We start from the raw sequence: 14,454 nt of genomic DNA, 5'->3' as shown, positions 1-14,454 counted from the left end.
ACTATATATTGAAATATATTACACGAATTTTCTAGATCTAGTGGTGTGCGCTAGCGCATGGTGGCTTTACTGCCATATTGGCAGGTGTCAAATTGACCAAAATATCAACCAGTTCTGGCCGCTGCTGGGCGCGCTGACCGGTGAGCCCCTGCCTGATTTGCCTTACGCTGATCGGCTGGCGCGGCTCCTATCCTACGGCATCGGCGTGTGGGACGTGCTCGGCGCCTGCGTGCGCGAGGGCAGCCTGGACAGCAATATCCGCCATCCGCAGGCCAACGACTTCGTGCGGCTCAAGGCGCTGGCGCCTGCGTTGCGCCGCGTCGGCTTTAACGGCGGCACGTCGGGTCGTTTCGCCGCGCAGTTTGCGGCGGCAGGCTATGAGACTGTGGTGCTGCCCTCATCGAGCCCGGCACATGCGGCGCGCAATTTCGAGCAGAAGCTGGCGTTGTGGCGTGGGCTGCTGTCATAAGCGCTGGTCGTCGTGCCGGCGGGCAAGCCGGTTGCTCTGATGGTCTATGATCGAAATCTCGCAACGCCAATCGACGCGCCGCGGCGCAGTCATTTACCGTGAGGGTTCCCATGCCGCGCTCTGACTGGACCCGCGAAGCGATTCGCAAGATCGAAGCCGACTTCAACCGCAGCGCCGATACGCACCTGATTCCGCTGGACCTGCCGGGCTATCCCCGTATCCAGTTCTATTTCAAGGATGAATCCAGTCATCCGACCGGCAGCCTGAAACATCGCCTGGCGAGATCGCTGTTTCTCTACGCGCTTTGCAATGGCTGGCTGAGCGAAAAAAGCACCATCGTGGAGGCATCCAGCGGTTCGACGGCCATCTCCGAAGCCTACTTTGCCAGGCTGCTCGGCCTGCCCTTTGTGGCGGTGATTCCGGCGGGGACCTCAAGGGCGAAAATCGAGGCGATCGAATTCTATGGCGGGCGCTGCCAACTGGTTGCCAATCCGGCGGACATCTATACGGAATCGCACTGTATCGCGCTGGAGACCGGGGGCCATTTCATGGACCAGTTCACCTATGCGGAGCGTGCTACCGACTGGCGCGCCAACAACAATATCGCCGAGTCGATTTTCAAGCAGATGGCTGACGAGGAGCACCCGGTTCCGGCGTGGCTCGTGGCCAGCGGAGGTACCGGCGGCACCGCCGCAACATTGGGCCGCTACGTTGCCTACAGTCGACATAAAACCCGCATTCTTTGCGCGGACCCCGAGAACTCCGTATTTTTCGACTATTTCAAAAGTACGCTGGCGGGCCAGCCGGACAGCAGCCTGAGCCTGGACGCGGGATCGAGGATCGAGGGCATCGGCCGCCCGCGCGTCGAACGCTCCTTTATTCCGACGTGCATCGATGCGATGCTCAAGGTGCCCGATGCCTTGTCCTTTGCCGCGATGCGCTATCTGGCGGGGCGCTTCGGGCGTCGCGTGGGCGGCTCGACAGGCACGAATTTCGTCGGTGTGCTGTACCTGGCCGAGCGGATGGCGGCTGCGGGTGAGGAGGGGGCTATCGTCAGCCTGCTGTGCGATAGCGGCGAACGCTATAGCCACACCTACTACGACGACGCGTGGTACCAGGCGCAGGCAATCCCGGTCGCGGAGCCTGATGCCCTGATCGCACGTGCGGTGAACGGCGAAGCACTGCTGACACAGCAGGCGCTTGCTGGACTGGAGGCTGCCGGCGATGGGGTTCAGGGCGCTACGTAACCCCCGGGCAGCACGCGCTGGCGCCGTGGCGCGCGCATCGTCGGCAACAGCGGCCGGGGCGGCGATGGCGCCCCGGCCGCCAGTTCTGCCCCATCACAACGCCAGCGCAGCCATCTCCCCGTAAGCCCGGTTCAGCCAGACCTTGACGCGCTGGCGCTCCAGCATGCCGAGCCCGGTGGTGGCGCGATCCGGGTGATTGACCGCGGCCCAGAAGCTGGTGCTTTGCTGGTCGATCTTCTGCATAGTCGTATCGGGCAGGTGGCGCAGCGTCATCACGCTGGCGCCCAGCGCTTCGGCGCGGGCGCGTTCGCCCGAGGCTTCCAGGATCTCGAAGCGATCGCCGCGGACTTCATTGAGGACCAGCACCAGCTTGATGCGGCCGCCAAACTGGTCAAGCCACTGGCGCAGCAGGTCGACCGAGTCTTGGCCCGCATCCATCACGTGCCACCAGGTGAGCGTCAGGCCGTGCGCTTCGGCCAGCGCCAGCACGTCGGCGTCGTCCATCCATTTTGCGAGTGCGTGCTGCGTCTGGGCCGCGAGGTCGACCAGGATGCGCCGCTGCGGGTCTTCCACGGCGTGCTCGATGATGGGGTCCAGGCTATCGTGCTTGTCCAGCACGGCGGGCGCGGCAAAGTCGGCATAGAAGCGCAGCAGGGCGCCGTGCGACTTGTCGGTGTCGAAGCCCAGGAACGGCATGCTCCGGTCGATAAAATGCTGGGCTAGCAGGCGCGCGACGAGCGATTTGCCGACGCCGCCTTTTTCACCACCGATGAAGTGGATGTAGCTCATATCTGCGGATCCTTTGTCGTGGAGGGCCAGGTTGGAGGGGCGTCTCGGGTTTTGGCAAGGCAAGCCCGGCAGGTGAGCCGGCAAGCCAAGCGCAGAACGTAAGCGCAAGACAGCCTTACCGTAAAAGGCATTTGTGACAGTAGCAAGTAGCATGCCGCATCGGGCACCCCGGCCGCATCTGTCACAATCACGGCTACGCATGCCGGTGGGAAACCCGCCGGCCAACGCTTTGCAGGATAGATAGACAATGCCGTATCTAGGAATTGGTTTTCACGTCATCATCGCCGTGTTCTTCGCCGTGCACGCAGTGCGCACTCAGCAGAACATGTACTGGCTGTTGATCCTGTTCGCCTTCCCGGGCCTGGGCAGCGTGGTGTATTTCTTCGCCATCTACCTGCCCGGGCTGCGCCAGACGCGGGGTGCGCGGGCCGCCAAGCGCGCCATTGGCCAGTTGGTCGACCCCAACCGCGCGGTGCGCGAGGCGCGCGACGCGTTCGACCGCGCGCCCACCGTGGATCACCGCATGCGCCTGGGCGCCGCCTTGCTCGACGCGGGCGAGCCCAAGGCCGCGCTGGAACACTATGAGGCCGCCGCCAGCGGGCCGTTCGCCACCGACCCGGCGCTGCTGCTGGGGCTGGCGCGCGCGCAGTTCGCCACCGGTGGCCATGCCGCTGCCATAGCGGCGCTGGAGCGCTTGTTTGCCTCCCAGCCCCAGGCGCGCCAGCAAGCGGACCCTGCATTGCTGTACGCTCGCGCGCTGGCCGCGTCGGACGCGCCCGGCACGCGGGCCGCATTCGAGCAGGCACTGAGCTGCGCCAGCGATGCCGCCGCGCGCTGCCTGTTTGCCGACTGGTTGACGGCCCGCGGGGAACCCGCCGACCGGGAGCGCGCCCAGGCGCTGTACGCGGAGATCGTGCACGACGGCAAGCACTGGCCGCGCCACGCCCGCGAGCACAACCGGGAGTGGCTGCAGCGCGCCCAGGGCGCGCTCGGCAAGGCCTGATCCCGGATCGATCCGAACTGACTTGCGTGCCACCCCGGTGGGCGGCACGCTTACACGCATTCTTCCTGACCACCATGACTCTTCTCAAACGCAAATCGATTGAAGCCGTGGCCTCGCGCCGTCCCGCGCGCGGCGCGCGCAGCCCTGAGGACGGACGCGGCGCACGCGGCGCGCAAGCTGCGCAGCGCGAGGAAAAGCGCATGACTCCGCGCTTTGCGCCGGTGACCTTCTCCGAGATGGACGGCGTGCGCTACCTGCATTTCGGCACCGAATGGGTGCAAGGCGCCATGCGCCTGCGCAAGCCCGATGCCATCGAGCTGGAGTACGCGCAGCAGATGATGGCATGGCTGTTGTTCCTGTCGCCCTCGGCGCCGGAGTTTCACGTGACGCAGCTGGGCCTGGGCGCGGCAGCGCTCACCAAGTTCTGCCATCGCCAGTTCAGCCGCGCGCGGGTGACGGCGGTGGAGCTCAACCCGGCCGTGATCATTGCGGGCCGCAGCATGTTCGGCCTGCGTGAAGACGACGAGCGCCTTACCGTGCGGGAGCAGGATGCGTGGGACTACGTGATGGATGGCGCGCACACCGGCGCGCTGGATGTGCTGCAGGTGGATCTGTATGACGCCACCGCGCGCGGGCCGGTGCTTGACACCACGGCGTTCTACAAGGCGTGCCGCCGCGTGCTCAAGGCGCCGGGCGTGATGACGATCAACCTGTTCGGCGACCACGACAGCTTCCCGAAGAACATCGTGCGGATCTGCGAAGCGTTCGATAACCGCGTGCTGGTGTTCCCCGAAGTGCACGACGGCAATGTCATTGCGCTTGCCTTCAATGGGCCGGCGATCGATGTATCGTGGGATGTGCTGGAGACTCGCGCGAAGGTGCTGGAAGATACGACCGGCTTGCCGGCGCGGGAATGGGTGAAGGGCTTGCGCGCGGCGAACGCGAACCAGGAAGACGGCCTGCGGATCTGATCCAAGCCGCCAGGTCGCTGGCGGCGCCGGGTTCAGTGCCCGACGCCGCCTCTCTGCATCTCCGCCTCTCTCTTACTGCTTGTGGAAGAACTGCGCCAGCGACCATTCGTCGGTGCGCGCTTCGTACTTCAGGTCCTTGCGCATGGCCCACATCGCCAGCTGGCTGTGCGAGGGGATGATGGCGTGGTCGGCCATAGCAAACCTGGCTGCGGCGCGGGCGTTCTCCTCGCGGGCCTTGTCGCTGGTCACCGTGGTCAGCGATTTCTCGATCAGCTGGTCGAGCTGGGTATTGCTGTATTTGCCCCAGTTCCACGTGCCGTATCCCGTCTTGGGGTTCGGCGTGCCAGTGATCGATCGCAGCGCCACGTCGGCCGCCGCCGACCCCCAGCCCAGCATCTCGAACGCAAAGTCGCCCTGGCGCGCGCGGGTGAAGTACGCGGCTACCGGTAGCGTTTCCACCTTGGTCTGGATGCCGATGCGCGTGAGCATGCTGGCGGTGGCCTGTGCCACGGCGGCATCGTTGAGGTAGCGGTTGTTGGTGGCATGCAGCGTCAGGCCGAAGCCATCCGGATAGCCAGCCGCGGCCAGCAGCTTCTTGGCGCCTTCGGGGTCATAGGCATCCGGCTTGGTGCCGGGGTGGCCGAAGATCTGCGGCGAGACGATCGACGAGGCCGGCACGGCCAGTCCTTCCATGATGCGGCTGACGATGGCGTCGCGGTTCAGCGCGTGGCTGATGGCGGCACGCACGCGTGCGTCCTTGAAGGGGTTCTTGCCCAGCGGCTTGCCGGCCTTGTCGGTGACGTAGGGCGGGTTGTCGCGCGACTGGTCCATCTGCCAGAAGATGGTGCGCCACGAGACCTGCTGCTCGATGCGGAACTTGGGGTTCTGCTTGAGCTTGGCCACGTCCGCGGACGGGACGCTTTCGATCACGTCGACGTCGCCGGACAGCAGTGCCGCGCTGCGCGCGCCGTTGTCCGTGATGATGCGAAAGATCGCGCGATCCCATTCCGTCTTCGGGCCCCAGTAGTCGGGGTTCTTCGCCATGACGATTTCCTGCCCGCGCGCGAAGCGCACGAACTTGAACGGGCCGGTGCCGATCATCGCCTTGCCGGAGTCGAAATCCGCCTGGCTCAGCGTGGCGGCTACCTTCTTCGGCATGATCGGCACGCTGTTCAGGTCGTTGGCCAGGTTGGCGTAGTTCGGCACGCTCATGGTCAGGCGAACGGTCAACGGGTCGGGCGTGTCGATGCGCGCGATCGGCTTGGTGTAGCTGGTGAAGGAACCCGGGCTGTTGGTGAGCTTGTCGGGGCGCTCGAGCGAGGCCTTGACGTCTTCGCTGGTAAAGGGCGTGCCGTCATGCCATTTCACGTTGGGGCGCAGCTTGATTTCCCAGGTGATGGCGTTGACCGGTTTCCACGACAGCGCCAGGCCGGGGATGTAGCGGGCGTTCTTGTCGAGGAACACCAGCGACTCGAAGATATGCAGCGCGATGGCGTTGTTGGGGCCGGAGTTGTTCCACTGCGGGTCCATCGAGGTCACATCGGCGGACAAGCCGATGCGCAGGTCTTCGGCCTGCGCCGCGCCGGCAGGCAACAGCATCAGCGCGGCACTGCTGAGCGCGAGCGCGGCACCGGCTTGCAGCAGCGCGCGGCGCGGCATCATGGCGGTGAGGCTGGAAGTGTGGCGTGTGCGGCGTGTGGCGGTCATCGGGATGCGCTCCTCGTACGGGCCGCCGCCAGGATGGGGCGGCGGCGGGTTCTCAGATGGGGTGGCGGGACATGCTTGGACGGCCCGCTTGTCCACCCCGGTTGCCCGCATTGTGCCGTCAAAACGACATCTGCGTGCGACATCGACGTCATATCCTTATGCTCGCAGCCGTGGATGGCATTTGTCCACGCCCGTTGCCAGAACCGCAAGCCCTGGCGTGCCCGCGGCGCTCGGCAGCCGGGTAGAATCCCGCCCATGTTTGCCAACTCCCGCACCATCACCTCGGCACAGGCCGATGTCCACGACCACCTCGAGGCGCGCCTTGCCCGCCACCTGGCGGAGCCCTTTCGCAAGCCCATCGGCGAGCCAAGCCGGCGCGCGCTGGATCTTGCATTGCAGCAATGGCAGCAGGCCGGCGCGGCCCCGCTGATCCTGGACGCTGGCTGTGGCGTGGGGGAGAGCACTTTGCGCCTGGCCACGGCGTTCCCCGGGCATTTCGTGATCGGCGTGGATCAGTCGGAAAAGCGCTTGACCGGGGGCAAGGACTGGTGGGACGGCCCGATGCCGGCCAATTTTGCCTGGGCGCGCGCGGACCTGGTCGACGTCTGGCGGCTGCTGCAGTCGGAGCGCATCGCGGTGGATCGCCACTACGTGCTGTATCCCAACCCCTGGCCCAAGATCGGCCACCTGGGGCGGCGCTGGCAGGGGCATGCGGTGTTCCCGGCGCTGGCTGCGTGCGGCCGGTATCTGGAATGCCGCAGCAACTGGCAGGTCTATATCGACGAGTTTGCCCAGGCCCTGGCGCTGGTTGGCCGGCCTGCGCAGGTCGAACTGTGGCAGCCGGCCGAGGCCATCACGCCGTTCGAGCGCAAGTACGCGGCCTCCGGTCATGCGCTGTGGCGCTGCGTCAGCCCGGCGGCGGCCGGCTGAAGGAAAAACGGCCCGCGCAAGGCGGGCCGTTGGTCACTCAGGGCGAAGCGACGCAGTTTAGAGGCCATTTCAAAAAGATTCTGGCGTCGTTGCGCGGCCTTGCCGTACCACTTGTACTGTCTGCGGCCGCGCGCCTAGCCAGAACCGCTTCGCTTCATTTTGAAACAGCCTCTTAGTGGAACAGCGGCTGCTGCGTGGGCGCGTCTTCCGGCAACTCGGCGTGGACGATCTCGCCCGAGCGGTCGGCGTAAAGCGGCGTGCCGCAGTCTTCGCAATACTCGGGGTCGAACAGCGCGGCGTGGCGGAAGATGTCTTCCACCCCGGCGTTGCGCAGTTCCTCGCAGATCTGCTCCAGCGGGTTGTCCTTCTCGCTGGCATCGATCTCGCCGGACTCGCGGCCGTACACCGGCCAGACGATGCCGTAGATCACATCCTTCTCGCCGCGCATGGTGAAGCCTACGCGGTATTCCTCGACTTCCTCTTCGCCGAATGCCGCCACCACGGCCGCCATCTGGCCGGCCGGCACATCCAGCGTGCCGCAAAGGTAGTTGACGGCGGCGCGCACGGTCAGCGGGCGGATGCTCTTGTCGGATTCGCGGCAGGACAGGAAGAAGGCGTCGGGCAGCAGCAGGTCGAACTCACAGCCGGGCATCAGCAGCGCGATCGAGGGCTGCACCTGGGTGCGCCATTGCTCCAGGCAGACGCTGCGCTCGGCATGGTGCTCCTTGGCGTCTTCCTGCCAGCGGAACAGGGCCTGCTCGTGCGGCGCCACCACCACGGCGAGCAGGTAGCGCGGATCGGCCAGGATCGGCGCGGTTTCCGGCAGGTCGCGCAGGTCGACCTTGGGCGTGGTGCCGGCCATGGCGGCCGATACCAGCTTGTAGGTCAGGGCAAAGGTGTCACTGTGCGTGCGCGGCAGCTGGTCGATGCTGTACAGGTAGGGCGACAGCGCCATCTTGGTGTTGGCCGCCAGCACATGCGCCTGCATGTGCACAGCCAGCGTCTGCGACAGCTCGGGCTTGAGCGCGCCGGACGGGATGGCGTAGCGGGTGTGGGCCAGGATGGGCGCAGCGATCAGCAGGGCGTCGTAGGTGACGCCGTCGATTTCGACGGTAGCCGATTCGGCCAGGGTCTCGGCTTGCTCGGCGAGCACGTCGGAGGCGTCGGCGTTGTGCTTGAACAGGTGTTCGAGCGCCGCGTCGAGCGCGGATTGGCTGCCGTTCTTCAGGAGCCGGCCCAGGCGTTGCGAAAGACGCCGCTCCCAGTAGCCATCCTCCATGCGGCTGCCCGAGGCATCGAGCGCAAGCGCATCGGCCACCAGACGCTCGGCGTCAGGCGAAAGACGTTGGGAAGCCTTGGGGCGAAAACCTGCCATAAGTCGAAATCATCCGTTTTTCGGTAAAACGGTATTCTACTCGCTGCGTTGACAAAAAAAGCCGCCAGGGGGCCGGGCGGCTGTATTGCATTGCGTCAGGCAGCGCCGCGCAGCGGCGGAACCGACCGGGTTTTACTTCTGCGCGGGCGCTTGCGCCGCCTCCGGCGCGTGGGTTTCCACGCCGTGCTGCTCGCCGCCCATCGAGATGTCGCCGCCTTTTGACAGCATATACAGTGCGGCGCCGGCAATGACGACGAATGCGATGAAAATCTTTGCCATGATGTCTCCTGTGCGTTTCAGGCGGGGTCGGCCGGCAGGGCTGTCCCGCGCAAGGCGTTTTCTTTGTGGATGCCGGGCAGTTTGGCAGGGCAGCCTTGCGTGGAACTTACACCGGTCAACACTTGGGGTAAGCCCGGTGCAAGCGACGGCTGATGCGCTTTAGGGCCGGCGCGGATGGCGCCCCAAAGAAAAACGCCGCTGGCCATGGCCTCAGAAAGAGGCGCAGAGCCAGCGGCGTCACCCCTTGGCCCCGAAGGGCCAGGGGCATTGCGCTCAGGCAGCCAGCAACTGACGCAGCACGAACGGCAGGATGCCGCCGTGGTTGTAGTAGTCGACCTCGATCGGGGTGTCGATGCGCAGCAGCAGCGGCACGCGCTGCACGTCGCCATTAGCGCGCTTGATCACCAGCGTCACGTCCTGCTGTGGCTTCAGTTCGCCTTCGATGCCTTCGATGTCGAAGGTCTCGTCGCCGACGATGCCGAGCGTCTGCACGCTGTCGCTGCCCTTGAACTGCAGGGGCAGCACGCCCATGCCGACCAGGTTGGAGCGGTGGATGCGCTCGAAGCTGCGCGTGATCACGGCCTTCACGCCGAGCAACTGGGTGCCCTTGGCCGCCCAGTCGCGCGACGAGCCCGTGCCGTACTCTTCGCCGCCGAACACCACGGTGGGCGTGCCCTCGGCGATGTACTTCATGGCAGCGTCGTAGATCGACAGCGCTTCGCCGGAAGGCTGATGCAGCGTCACGCCGCCTTCCACGCGGGAGCCGTCGGCCTTGACGGGCAGCATCAGGTTCTTGATGCGCACATTGGCAAAGGTGCCGCGCATCATGACTTCATGGTTGCCGCGGCGCGAGCCGTAGCTGTTGAAGTCCGCCTTGAGCACGCCGTTGGCCAGCAGGTACTTGCCCGCGGGCGACGATTCCTTGATGGAGCCGGCCGGCGAGATGTGGTCGGTGGTCACCGAGTCGCCGAAGACGCCGAGCGCGCGCGCATTGCGCACACTCGACTGCGTGGCGGCCGGCTCCATGCCGAAGCCGTCGAAGAAGGGCGGCTCGGCGATATAGGTGGACTTCGGCCAGTCGTAGACCTGGCCCTTGGTGCCCTTGACCTTGGCCCACAGCTTGCTCGGCTTCTTGACCTGCTCGTAGTTGATCTTGAACACCTTCGAGTCCATCGCGTACTTCATCAGCGCGTGGATTTCTTCCGAGGTCGGCCAGATGTCGCCCAGGTAGATCTCGCGGCCGCCCTTGCCCGTGCCCACCGGCTCGGTCATCAGGTCGCGCGTAACGTTGCCGGCGATGGCGTAGGCCACCACCAGCGGCGGCGAGGCCAGGAAGTTGGCGCGGATGTTCGGGTGGATGCGTGCTTCGAAGTTGCGGTTGCCCGACAGTACGGCGGCGGCCACCAGGTCGTTCCTGGTGATGGCCTCGTTCAGTTCCGGCGTCAGGTCGCCGGCGTTGCCGATGCAGGTGGTGCAGCCGTAGGCGGTCACGCCGAAGCCCAGCTTTTCCAGGTACGGCAGCAGGCCGGCGGCTTGAAGGTATTCCGTCACCACGCGGCTGCCAGGGGCTAGCGACGTCTTGATATGCGGCGCCACCTTGAGGCCGGCTTCCACCGCCTTCTTGGCCAGCAGGCCGGCAGCCAGCAGCACGCTCGGGTTGGAGGTGTTGGTGCAGGACGTGATGGCGGCGATCAGCACGTCGCCGCTCTTCACGTTCACGCCGTCGGCCGTGGTGTAGGTCTTGTCGAGTTCCGCGATGTCCTTGTTGAAGCCGTTCTCGGCGGTCGGCTTGGCGAACAGCGAGGCAAAGGTGGACTTGACGTTGCCGATTTCGATACGGTCCTGCGGGCGCTTGGGGCCGGCCAGCGAGGGCGCCACGGTGCCCAGGTCCAGCGTGACCACATTGGTGTAGTCGATTTCGCCGGCCTTGGGCACGCCGAACATCTTCTGGGCACGGAAATAGCCCTCGAAGGCGGCAATTTCTTCTTCGGTGCGGCCGGTGCCCTTGAAGTAGTCGATGGTTTTCTCGTCGACTGGGAAAAAGCCCATGGTGGCGCCGTACTCCGGTGCCATGTTGCCGATGGTGGCGCGGTCCGGCAGTGCCAGGCTGGCCGTGCCTTCGCCGAAGAACTCGACGAACTTGCCGACGACCTTCTCGCGGCGCAGCATTTCGGTGATGGTGAGCACCAGGTCGGTTGCCGTCACGCCTTCGCGCAGGCGGCCCTTGAGCTCCACGCCGACCACGTCGGGCGTCAGGAAATAGACTGGCTGGCCCAGCATGCCGGCTTCCGCCTCGATGCCGCCCACGCCCCAGCCCACCACGCCGATGCCGTTGATCATGGTGGTGTGGCTGTCGGTGCCGACCAGGGTGTCGGGGTAGTACACGCCGTCCTTCTTGTGCACGCCGCGGGCCAGGTACTCCAGGTTCACCTGGTGCACAATGCCGAAGCCCGGCTGCACCACGCCAAAGGTATCGAAGGCCTGCATGCCCCATTTCATGAACTGGTAGCGCTCGTTGTTGCGCTGGAACTCCAGTTTCATGTTCAGGTCCAGCGCGTTCTTTTCGCGGAAGTGGTCAATCTGCACCGAGTGGTCGACCACCAGGTCCACGGGAACCAGCGGCTCGATCTTCTTGGGGTTCTTGCCCATCTTCTCGGCCACGTTGCGCATGGCGGCCAGGTCGGCCAGCAAGGGCACGCCGGTGAAATCCTGCAGCACCACGCGCGCAACCACGAAGGGGATCTCGTCGACACGCTCGGCGACGGGCTTCCAGTGGGCGAGCTGCCTGACGTGCTCCTCGGTGACCTTTTTGCCGTCGCAATTGCGCAGCACGGATTCCAGCACGACGCGAATCGATACCGGCAGGCGCTCGACTGCCACGCCTAGTGCCTTGCCCAGTTGCGGCAGGGAGTAGAACTGGCCCTTGCTCGACGGGCCGATCTTGAATTCTTTCAGAGTCTTATTGAGATTGTGGGGCATTGCCTTACTCCAATCGAAGGATGGTGCGGACTTGCTTGGACTCGTAAATCGTCTATCGCCGCCGGCTGCCGGAGAAGCAGGGTTGCCGCGCGGCGCGCGGCGCGGGTTGCGCGCCGTGTTCATGCCTACTGCTTTTCTTGCTGATTGATCGTGCAGGACTGCTTTGCTGCTGAATCGCTAAACCAAGGTACGTGCCGCGTGGATTTTAGGCCAAGGCGTCAGCCGCCGTCAGCCCCATTGGCTTTGGCGCACGCGAATCGGCCCTGTTTTTTGCTCAGGCCACCCAGTTCACTCAGATCACTCAGATCACGTACAGGTCGACATACTCATTGACCGGCATGGCCTCCAGGCGCGCCTGATCCAGCGACACCGCCAGGATCGCTTGCTGCTGCCTGGCCGGAAAGCGGCGGGCCAGGTTGGTCTTGAACTTCTCCACCAGCAGCGGGATGCCCTCGTCGCGCCGGCGCTTGTGGCCGAGCGGGTAGTCCACCACGACTTCGGGCAGCACCGTGCCGTCGTCCAGCGTAACGGTCAGCGCATTGGCGATGGAGCGCTTGTCCGGGTCGTGGTAGTCGGCGGTGAACCGCGGATCCTCCACGCACACGATCTTGTCGCGCAGGGCGTCGATGCGCGGGTCCGCCGCTATCTTGTCTTCATAGTCCTCGGCGCTCAGCCGGCCGAACAGCAGCGGCACCGCCACCATGTACTGGATGCAGTGGTCGCGGTCGGCGGGATTGGCCAGCGGGCCTTTCTTGTCGATGATGCGGATGCAGGCCTCGTGGGTGCGGATGGTGACTTGCCTGATCTGCGCTGCCGTCTTGCCTGCGGCGCACAGCTGGCCGTGCAGGGTCATGGCGGCCTCCACCGCGGTCTGCGCGTGGAATTCGGCCGGAAAGGCGATCTTGAACAGCACGTTCTCCATCACGTAGGTGCCATACGGGCGCTGGAACCTGAAGGGCTGGCCCTTGAACAGTACGTCGTAGAAGCCCCAGCCCTTGGCGCTCAACACCGAGGGATAGCCCATCTCGCCGGTCCGGGCGATCAGCGCCAGGCGCACCGCGCGGCTGGTGGCGTCGCCGGCGGCCCAGCTCTTGCGGCTGCCGGTATTGGGGGCGTGGCGGTAGGTGCGCAGCGCTTGCCCGTCGACCCAGGCAAGGGACACCGCGTTGAGGATTTCGTCAACGGCAAGGCCGAGCATCTGCGCAACCACGGCGGTGGAAGCCACCTTGACCAGCACCACGTGGTCCAGGCCCACCTTGTTGAATGCGTTTTCCAGCGCGATGCAGCCCTGGATCTCATGGGCCTTGATCATGCCGGTGAGCACGTCCTTCATGGTCAACGGCTTGCGCCCGGCGGCCACGTTGTTGCGCGAGAGCCAGTCGGCGGTGGCGAGGATGCCGCCGAGGTTGTCGGACGGGTGGCCCCATTCGGCGGCCAGCCAGGTGTCGTTGAAATCGAGCCAGCGGATCATGGCGCCGATATTGAAGGCGGCCTGGATCGGGTCGAGCTGGAATTGGGTGCCGGGCACCTTGGCGCCGTTGGGGACCACCGTGCCGGGCACGATCGGGCCCAGCAGCTTGGTGCAGGCCGGATACGACAGGGCTTCCAGGCCGCAGCCGAGCGTGTCGATCAGGCAGTTGCGGGCCGTGTCGTAGGCAAGCGCGCTCTTGACCTGATACCTGGTGACGTAGTCGACGATGTCGGCCATGACCGGGTCCGGTTCGGGGCGGACGTTCGAAATAGGCGCGGACATGGGATATCCCTCGGATATTTGTGCTTCCTGGTGCCCATGGCGCCGTAGCCGGACGATGCCAGGCTACGGCCCCTTACTACTGATTACCGCTTACTGGTCTTACTGCGCTTACTGCTTATAGGTTGGTGCTTACTGCTTGGGGGCGGCCGGTGCCTGGGAAGCATCGGCTGCCGGTGCCGCCGGGGCGATCAGCAGCGGGGTGGCTACCGGAGCGCGCAGCGCGCCAGCCTGGGTCGGGGCCGAGCCGCCAGCCTGCATGTCCGCGGTCTGGCACTCGTCGGCCAGGCGCTGGCCGGCGTTCTTGTTGAACAGCATGGCCTTGCTCGGGATCACGACCAGGTCCAGCCCGGAGCGGGCGTCGAAGTAGCGGTCGGCGCCGGTTACGGTGGACAGGCGGGGCAGGCGGTATTCCTTGCCCTCCCAGTTCACGGTGATGACTTCATCGCGCCGCATGTTGCCGCCGATGTACAGGACATGGCCCAGTTCGCACTGCCATTTTTCGCCACTCGGGACGACTGCGGGCGCTGCGGCCGCGGTCTTCTTGGTGCTTTTCGCATGGGCCTTCTTGGCGGGAGCGGCCTTCTTGGCCGGTTCCTGGGCCATCGCAACGCCGGCGGTGGTCAGCGTAAAGGCGCCGATGCAGGCGGCGAGGACAAGATGCTTCATTCTGTGGGTTCCTTCTGGGGTTGGGTCAATAGTGGTGGCTTGCCGGCAAGGCCGGCAGTCATATCCGCCGCTATTCTCTACGATTTGAAAGTCGGGGCGTAGTGCCCCTACCATCCGTTACATAATTCGGTGCAACTCCAGGCCGGCCAAGGGCGCTTTCCCTACATGGCAAGGCGGTTTGCGGCCTGCCCAGCCTATTTCCGTTTTCCGATCGGCACGAACTTCAGGTTTTCCGGGCCCGTGTAGTTGGCGCTGGGGCGGATGATCTTGTTGTCGATGCGTTGCT

General features: G+C 65.3%; 12 protein-coding genes. 5 read left to right on the top strand and 7 right to left on the bottom strand.

The features are described 5' to 3' along the window. The first annotated feature begins 76 nt into the window (after window positions 1–76). On the top strand, window positions 77–469 hold the full coding sequence (locus AC1RWI_RS27280) for a DNA-deoxyinosine glycosylase (protein WP_492869889.1): 393 nt from the start codon (window positions 77–79) through the stop codon (window positions 467–469). 110 nt (window positions 470–579) lie between these two features. Further along, window positions 580–1,716, top strand: coding sequence for a PLP-dependent cysteine synthase family protein (locus AC1RWI_RS27275; protein ID WP_492869857.1), 1,137 nt, complete (start codon window positions 580–582; stop codon window positions 1,714–1,716). A 93-nt stretch (window positions 1,717–1,809) separates the two neighbouring features. Here AC1RWI_RS27275 and AC1RWI_RS27270 read toward each other — a convergent pair whose 3' ends face one another. Continuing rightward, window positions 1,810–2,505, bottom strand: a complete 696-nt coding sequence (locus AC1RWI_RS27270; RefSeq protein ID WP_492869856.1) for a P-loop NTPase family protein — start codon at window positions 2,503–2,505, stop codon at window positions 1,810–1,812. A gap of 247 nt (window positions 2,506–2,752) precedes the next feature. Between AC1RWI_RS27270 and AC1RWI_RS27265 the strand changes: the two genes are divergently transcribed. Continuing rightward, the gene (locus AC1RWI_RS27265) at window positions 2,753–3,508 is read left to right on the top strand and encodes a tetratricopeptide repeat protein (protein ID WP_043348063.1); all 756 of its coding nucleotides are present in this window, start codon (window positions 2,753–2,755) and stop codon (window positions 3,506–3,508) included. A gap of 74 nt (window positions 3,509–3,582) precedes the next feature. Continuing rightward, window positions 3,583–4,479, top strand: coding sequence for a class I SAM-dependent methyltransferase (locus AC1RWI_RS27260; RefSeq protein ID WP_043348060.1), 897 nt, complete (start codon window positions 3,583–3,585; stop codon window positions 4,477–4,479). Between the two features lie 72 nt (window positions 4,480–4,551). Here the strand turns inward: AC1RWI_RS27260 and AC1RWI_RS27255 are convergent, their stop codons facing one another. After that, window positions 4,552–6,186, bottom strand: coding sequence for an ABC transporter substrate-binding protein (locus tag AC1RWI_RS27255; RefSeq protein ID WP_052494631.1), 1,635 nt, complete (start codon window positions 6,184–6,186; stop codon window positions 4,552–4,554). A gap of 255 nt (window positions 6,187–6,441) precedes the next feature. Here AC1RWI_RS27255 and trmB point away from each other — a divergent pair, with 255 nt between their 5' ends. Continuing rightward, complete coding sequence (trmB, locus tag AC1RWI_RS27250) at window positions 6,442–7,116, top strand: tRNA (guanine(46)-N(7))-methyltransferase TrmB (RefSeq protein ID WP_173430683.1); 675 nt, start codon at window positions 6,442–6,444, stop codon at window positions 7,114–7,116. Window positions 7,117–7,288: 172 nt separating this feature from the next. Here the strand turns inward: trmB and AC1RWI_RS27245 are convergent, their stop codons facing one another. The 5 genes from AC1RWI_RS27245 to AC1RWI_RS27225 all read right to left on the bottom strand — a co-directional run bounded on the left by AC1RWI_RS27245 (window position 7,289) and on the right by AC1RWI_RS27225 (window position 14,168). Further along, complete coding sequence (locus tag AC1RWI_RS27245) at window positions 7,289–8,491, bottom strand: DUF2863 family protein (RefSeq protein WP_043348057.1); 1,203 nt, start codon at window positions 8,489–8,491, stop codon at window positions 7,289–7,291. A 132-nt stretch (window positions 8,492–8,623) separates the two neighbouring features. Next, window positions 8,624–8,770, bottom strand: a complete 147-nt coding sequence (locus AC1RWI_RS27240) for a hypothetical protein (RefSeq protein ID WP_170301880.1) — start codon at window positions 8,768–8,770, stop codon at window positions 8,624–8,626. Between the two features lie 273 nt (window positions 8,771–9,043). After that, entirely contained in the window at window positions 9,044–11,749 is a 2,706-nt protein-coding gene (acnA, locus tag AC1RWI_RS27235) for an aconitate hydratase AcnA (protein ID WP_043348054.1), read from the bottom strand. 301 nt (window positions 11,750–12,050) lie between these two features. Next, window positions 12,051–13,502, bottom strand: coding sequence for a bifunctional 2-methylcitrate dehydratase/aconitate hydratase (locus AC1RWI_RS27230; protein WP_043348052.1), 1,452 nt, complete (start codon window positions 13,500–13,502; stop codon window positions 12,051–12,053). 129 nt (window positions 13,503–13,631) lie between these two features. After that, window positions 13,632–14,168 carry a hypothetical protein gene (locus AC1RWI_RS27225; RefSeq protein WP_043348050.1) on the bottom strand — a complete coding sequence of 179 codons (537 nt, stop codon included), beginning with the start codon at window positions 14,166–14,168 and terminating at the stop codon, window positions 13,632–13,634. Window positions 14,169–14,454 lie beyond the last annotated feature (286 nt).

Source organism: Cupriavidus sp. MPR-AND1C, from assembly GCF_058809705.1.
The sequence above is the reverse complement of the archived record's forward strand: the minus strand, read 5'-3'. Positions and strand labels throughout refer to the sequence as shown.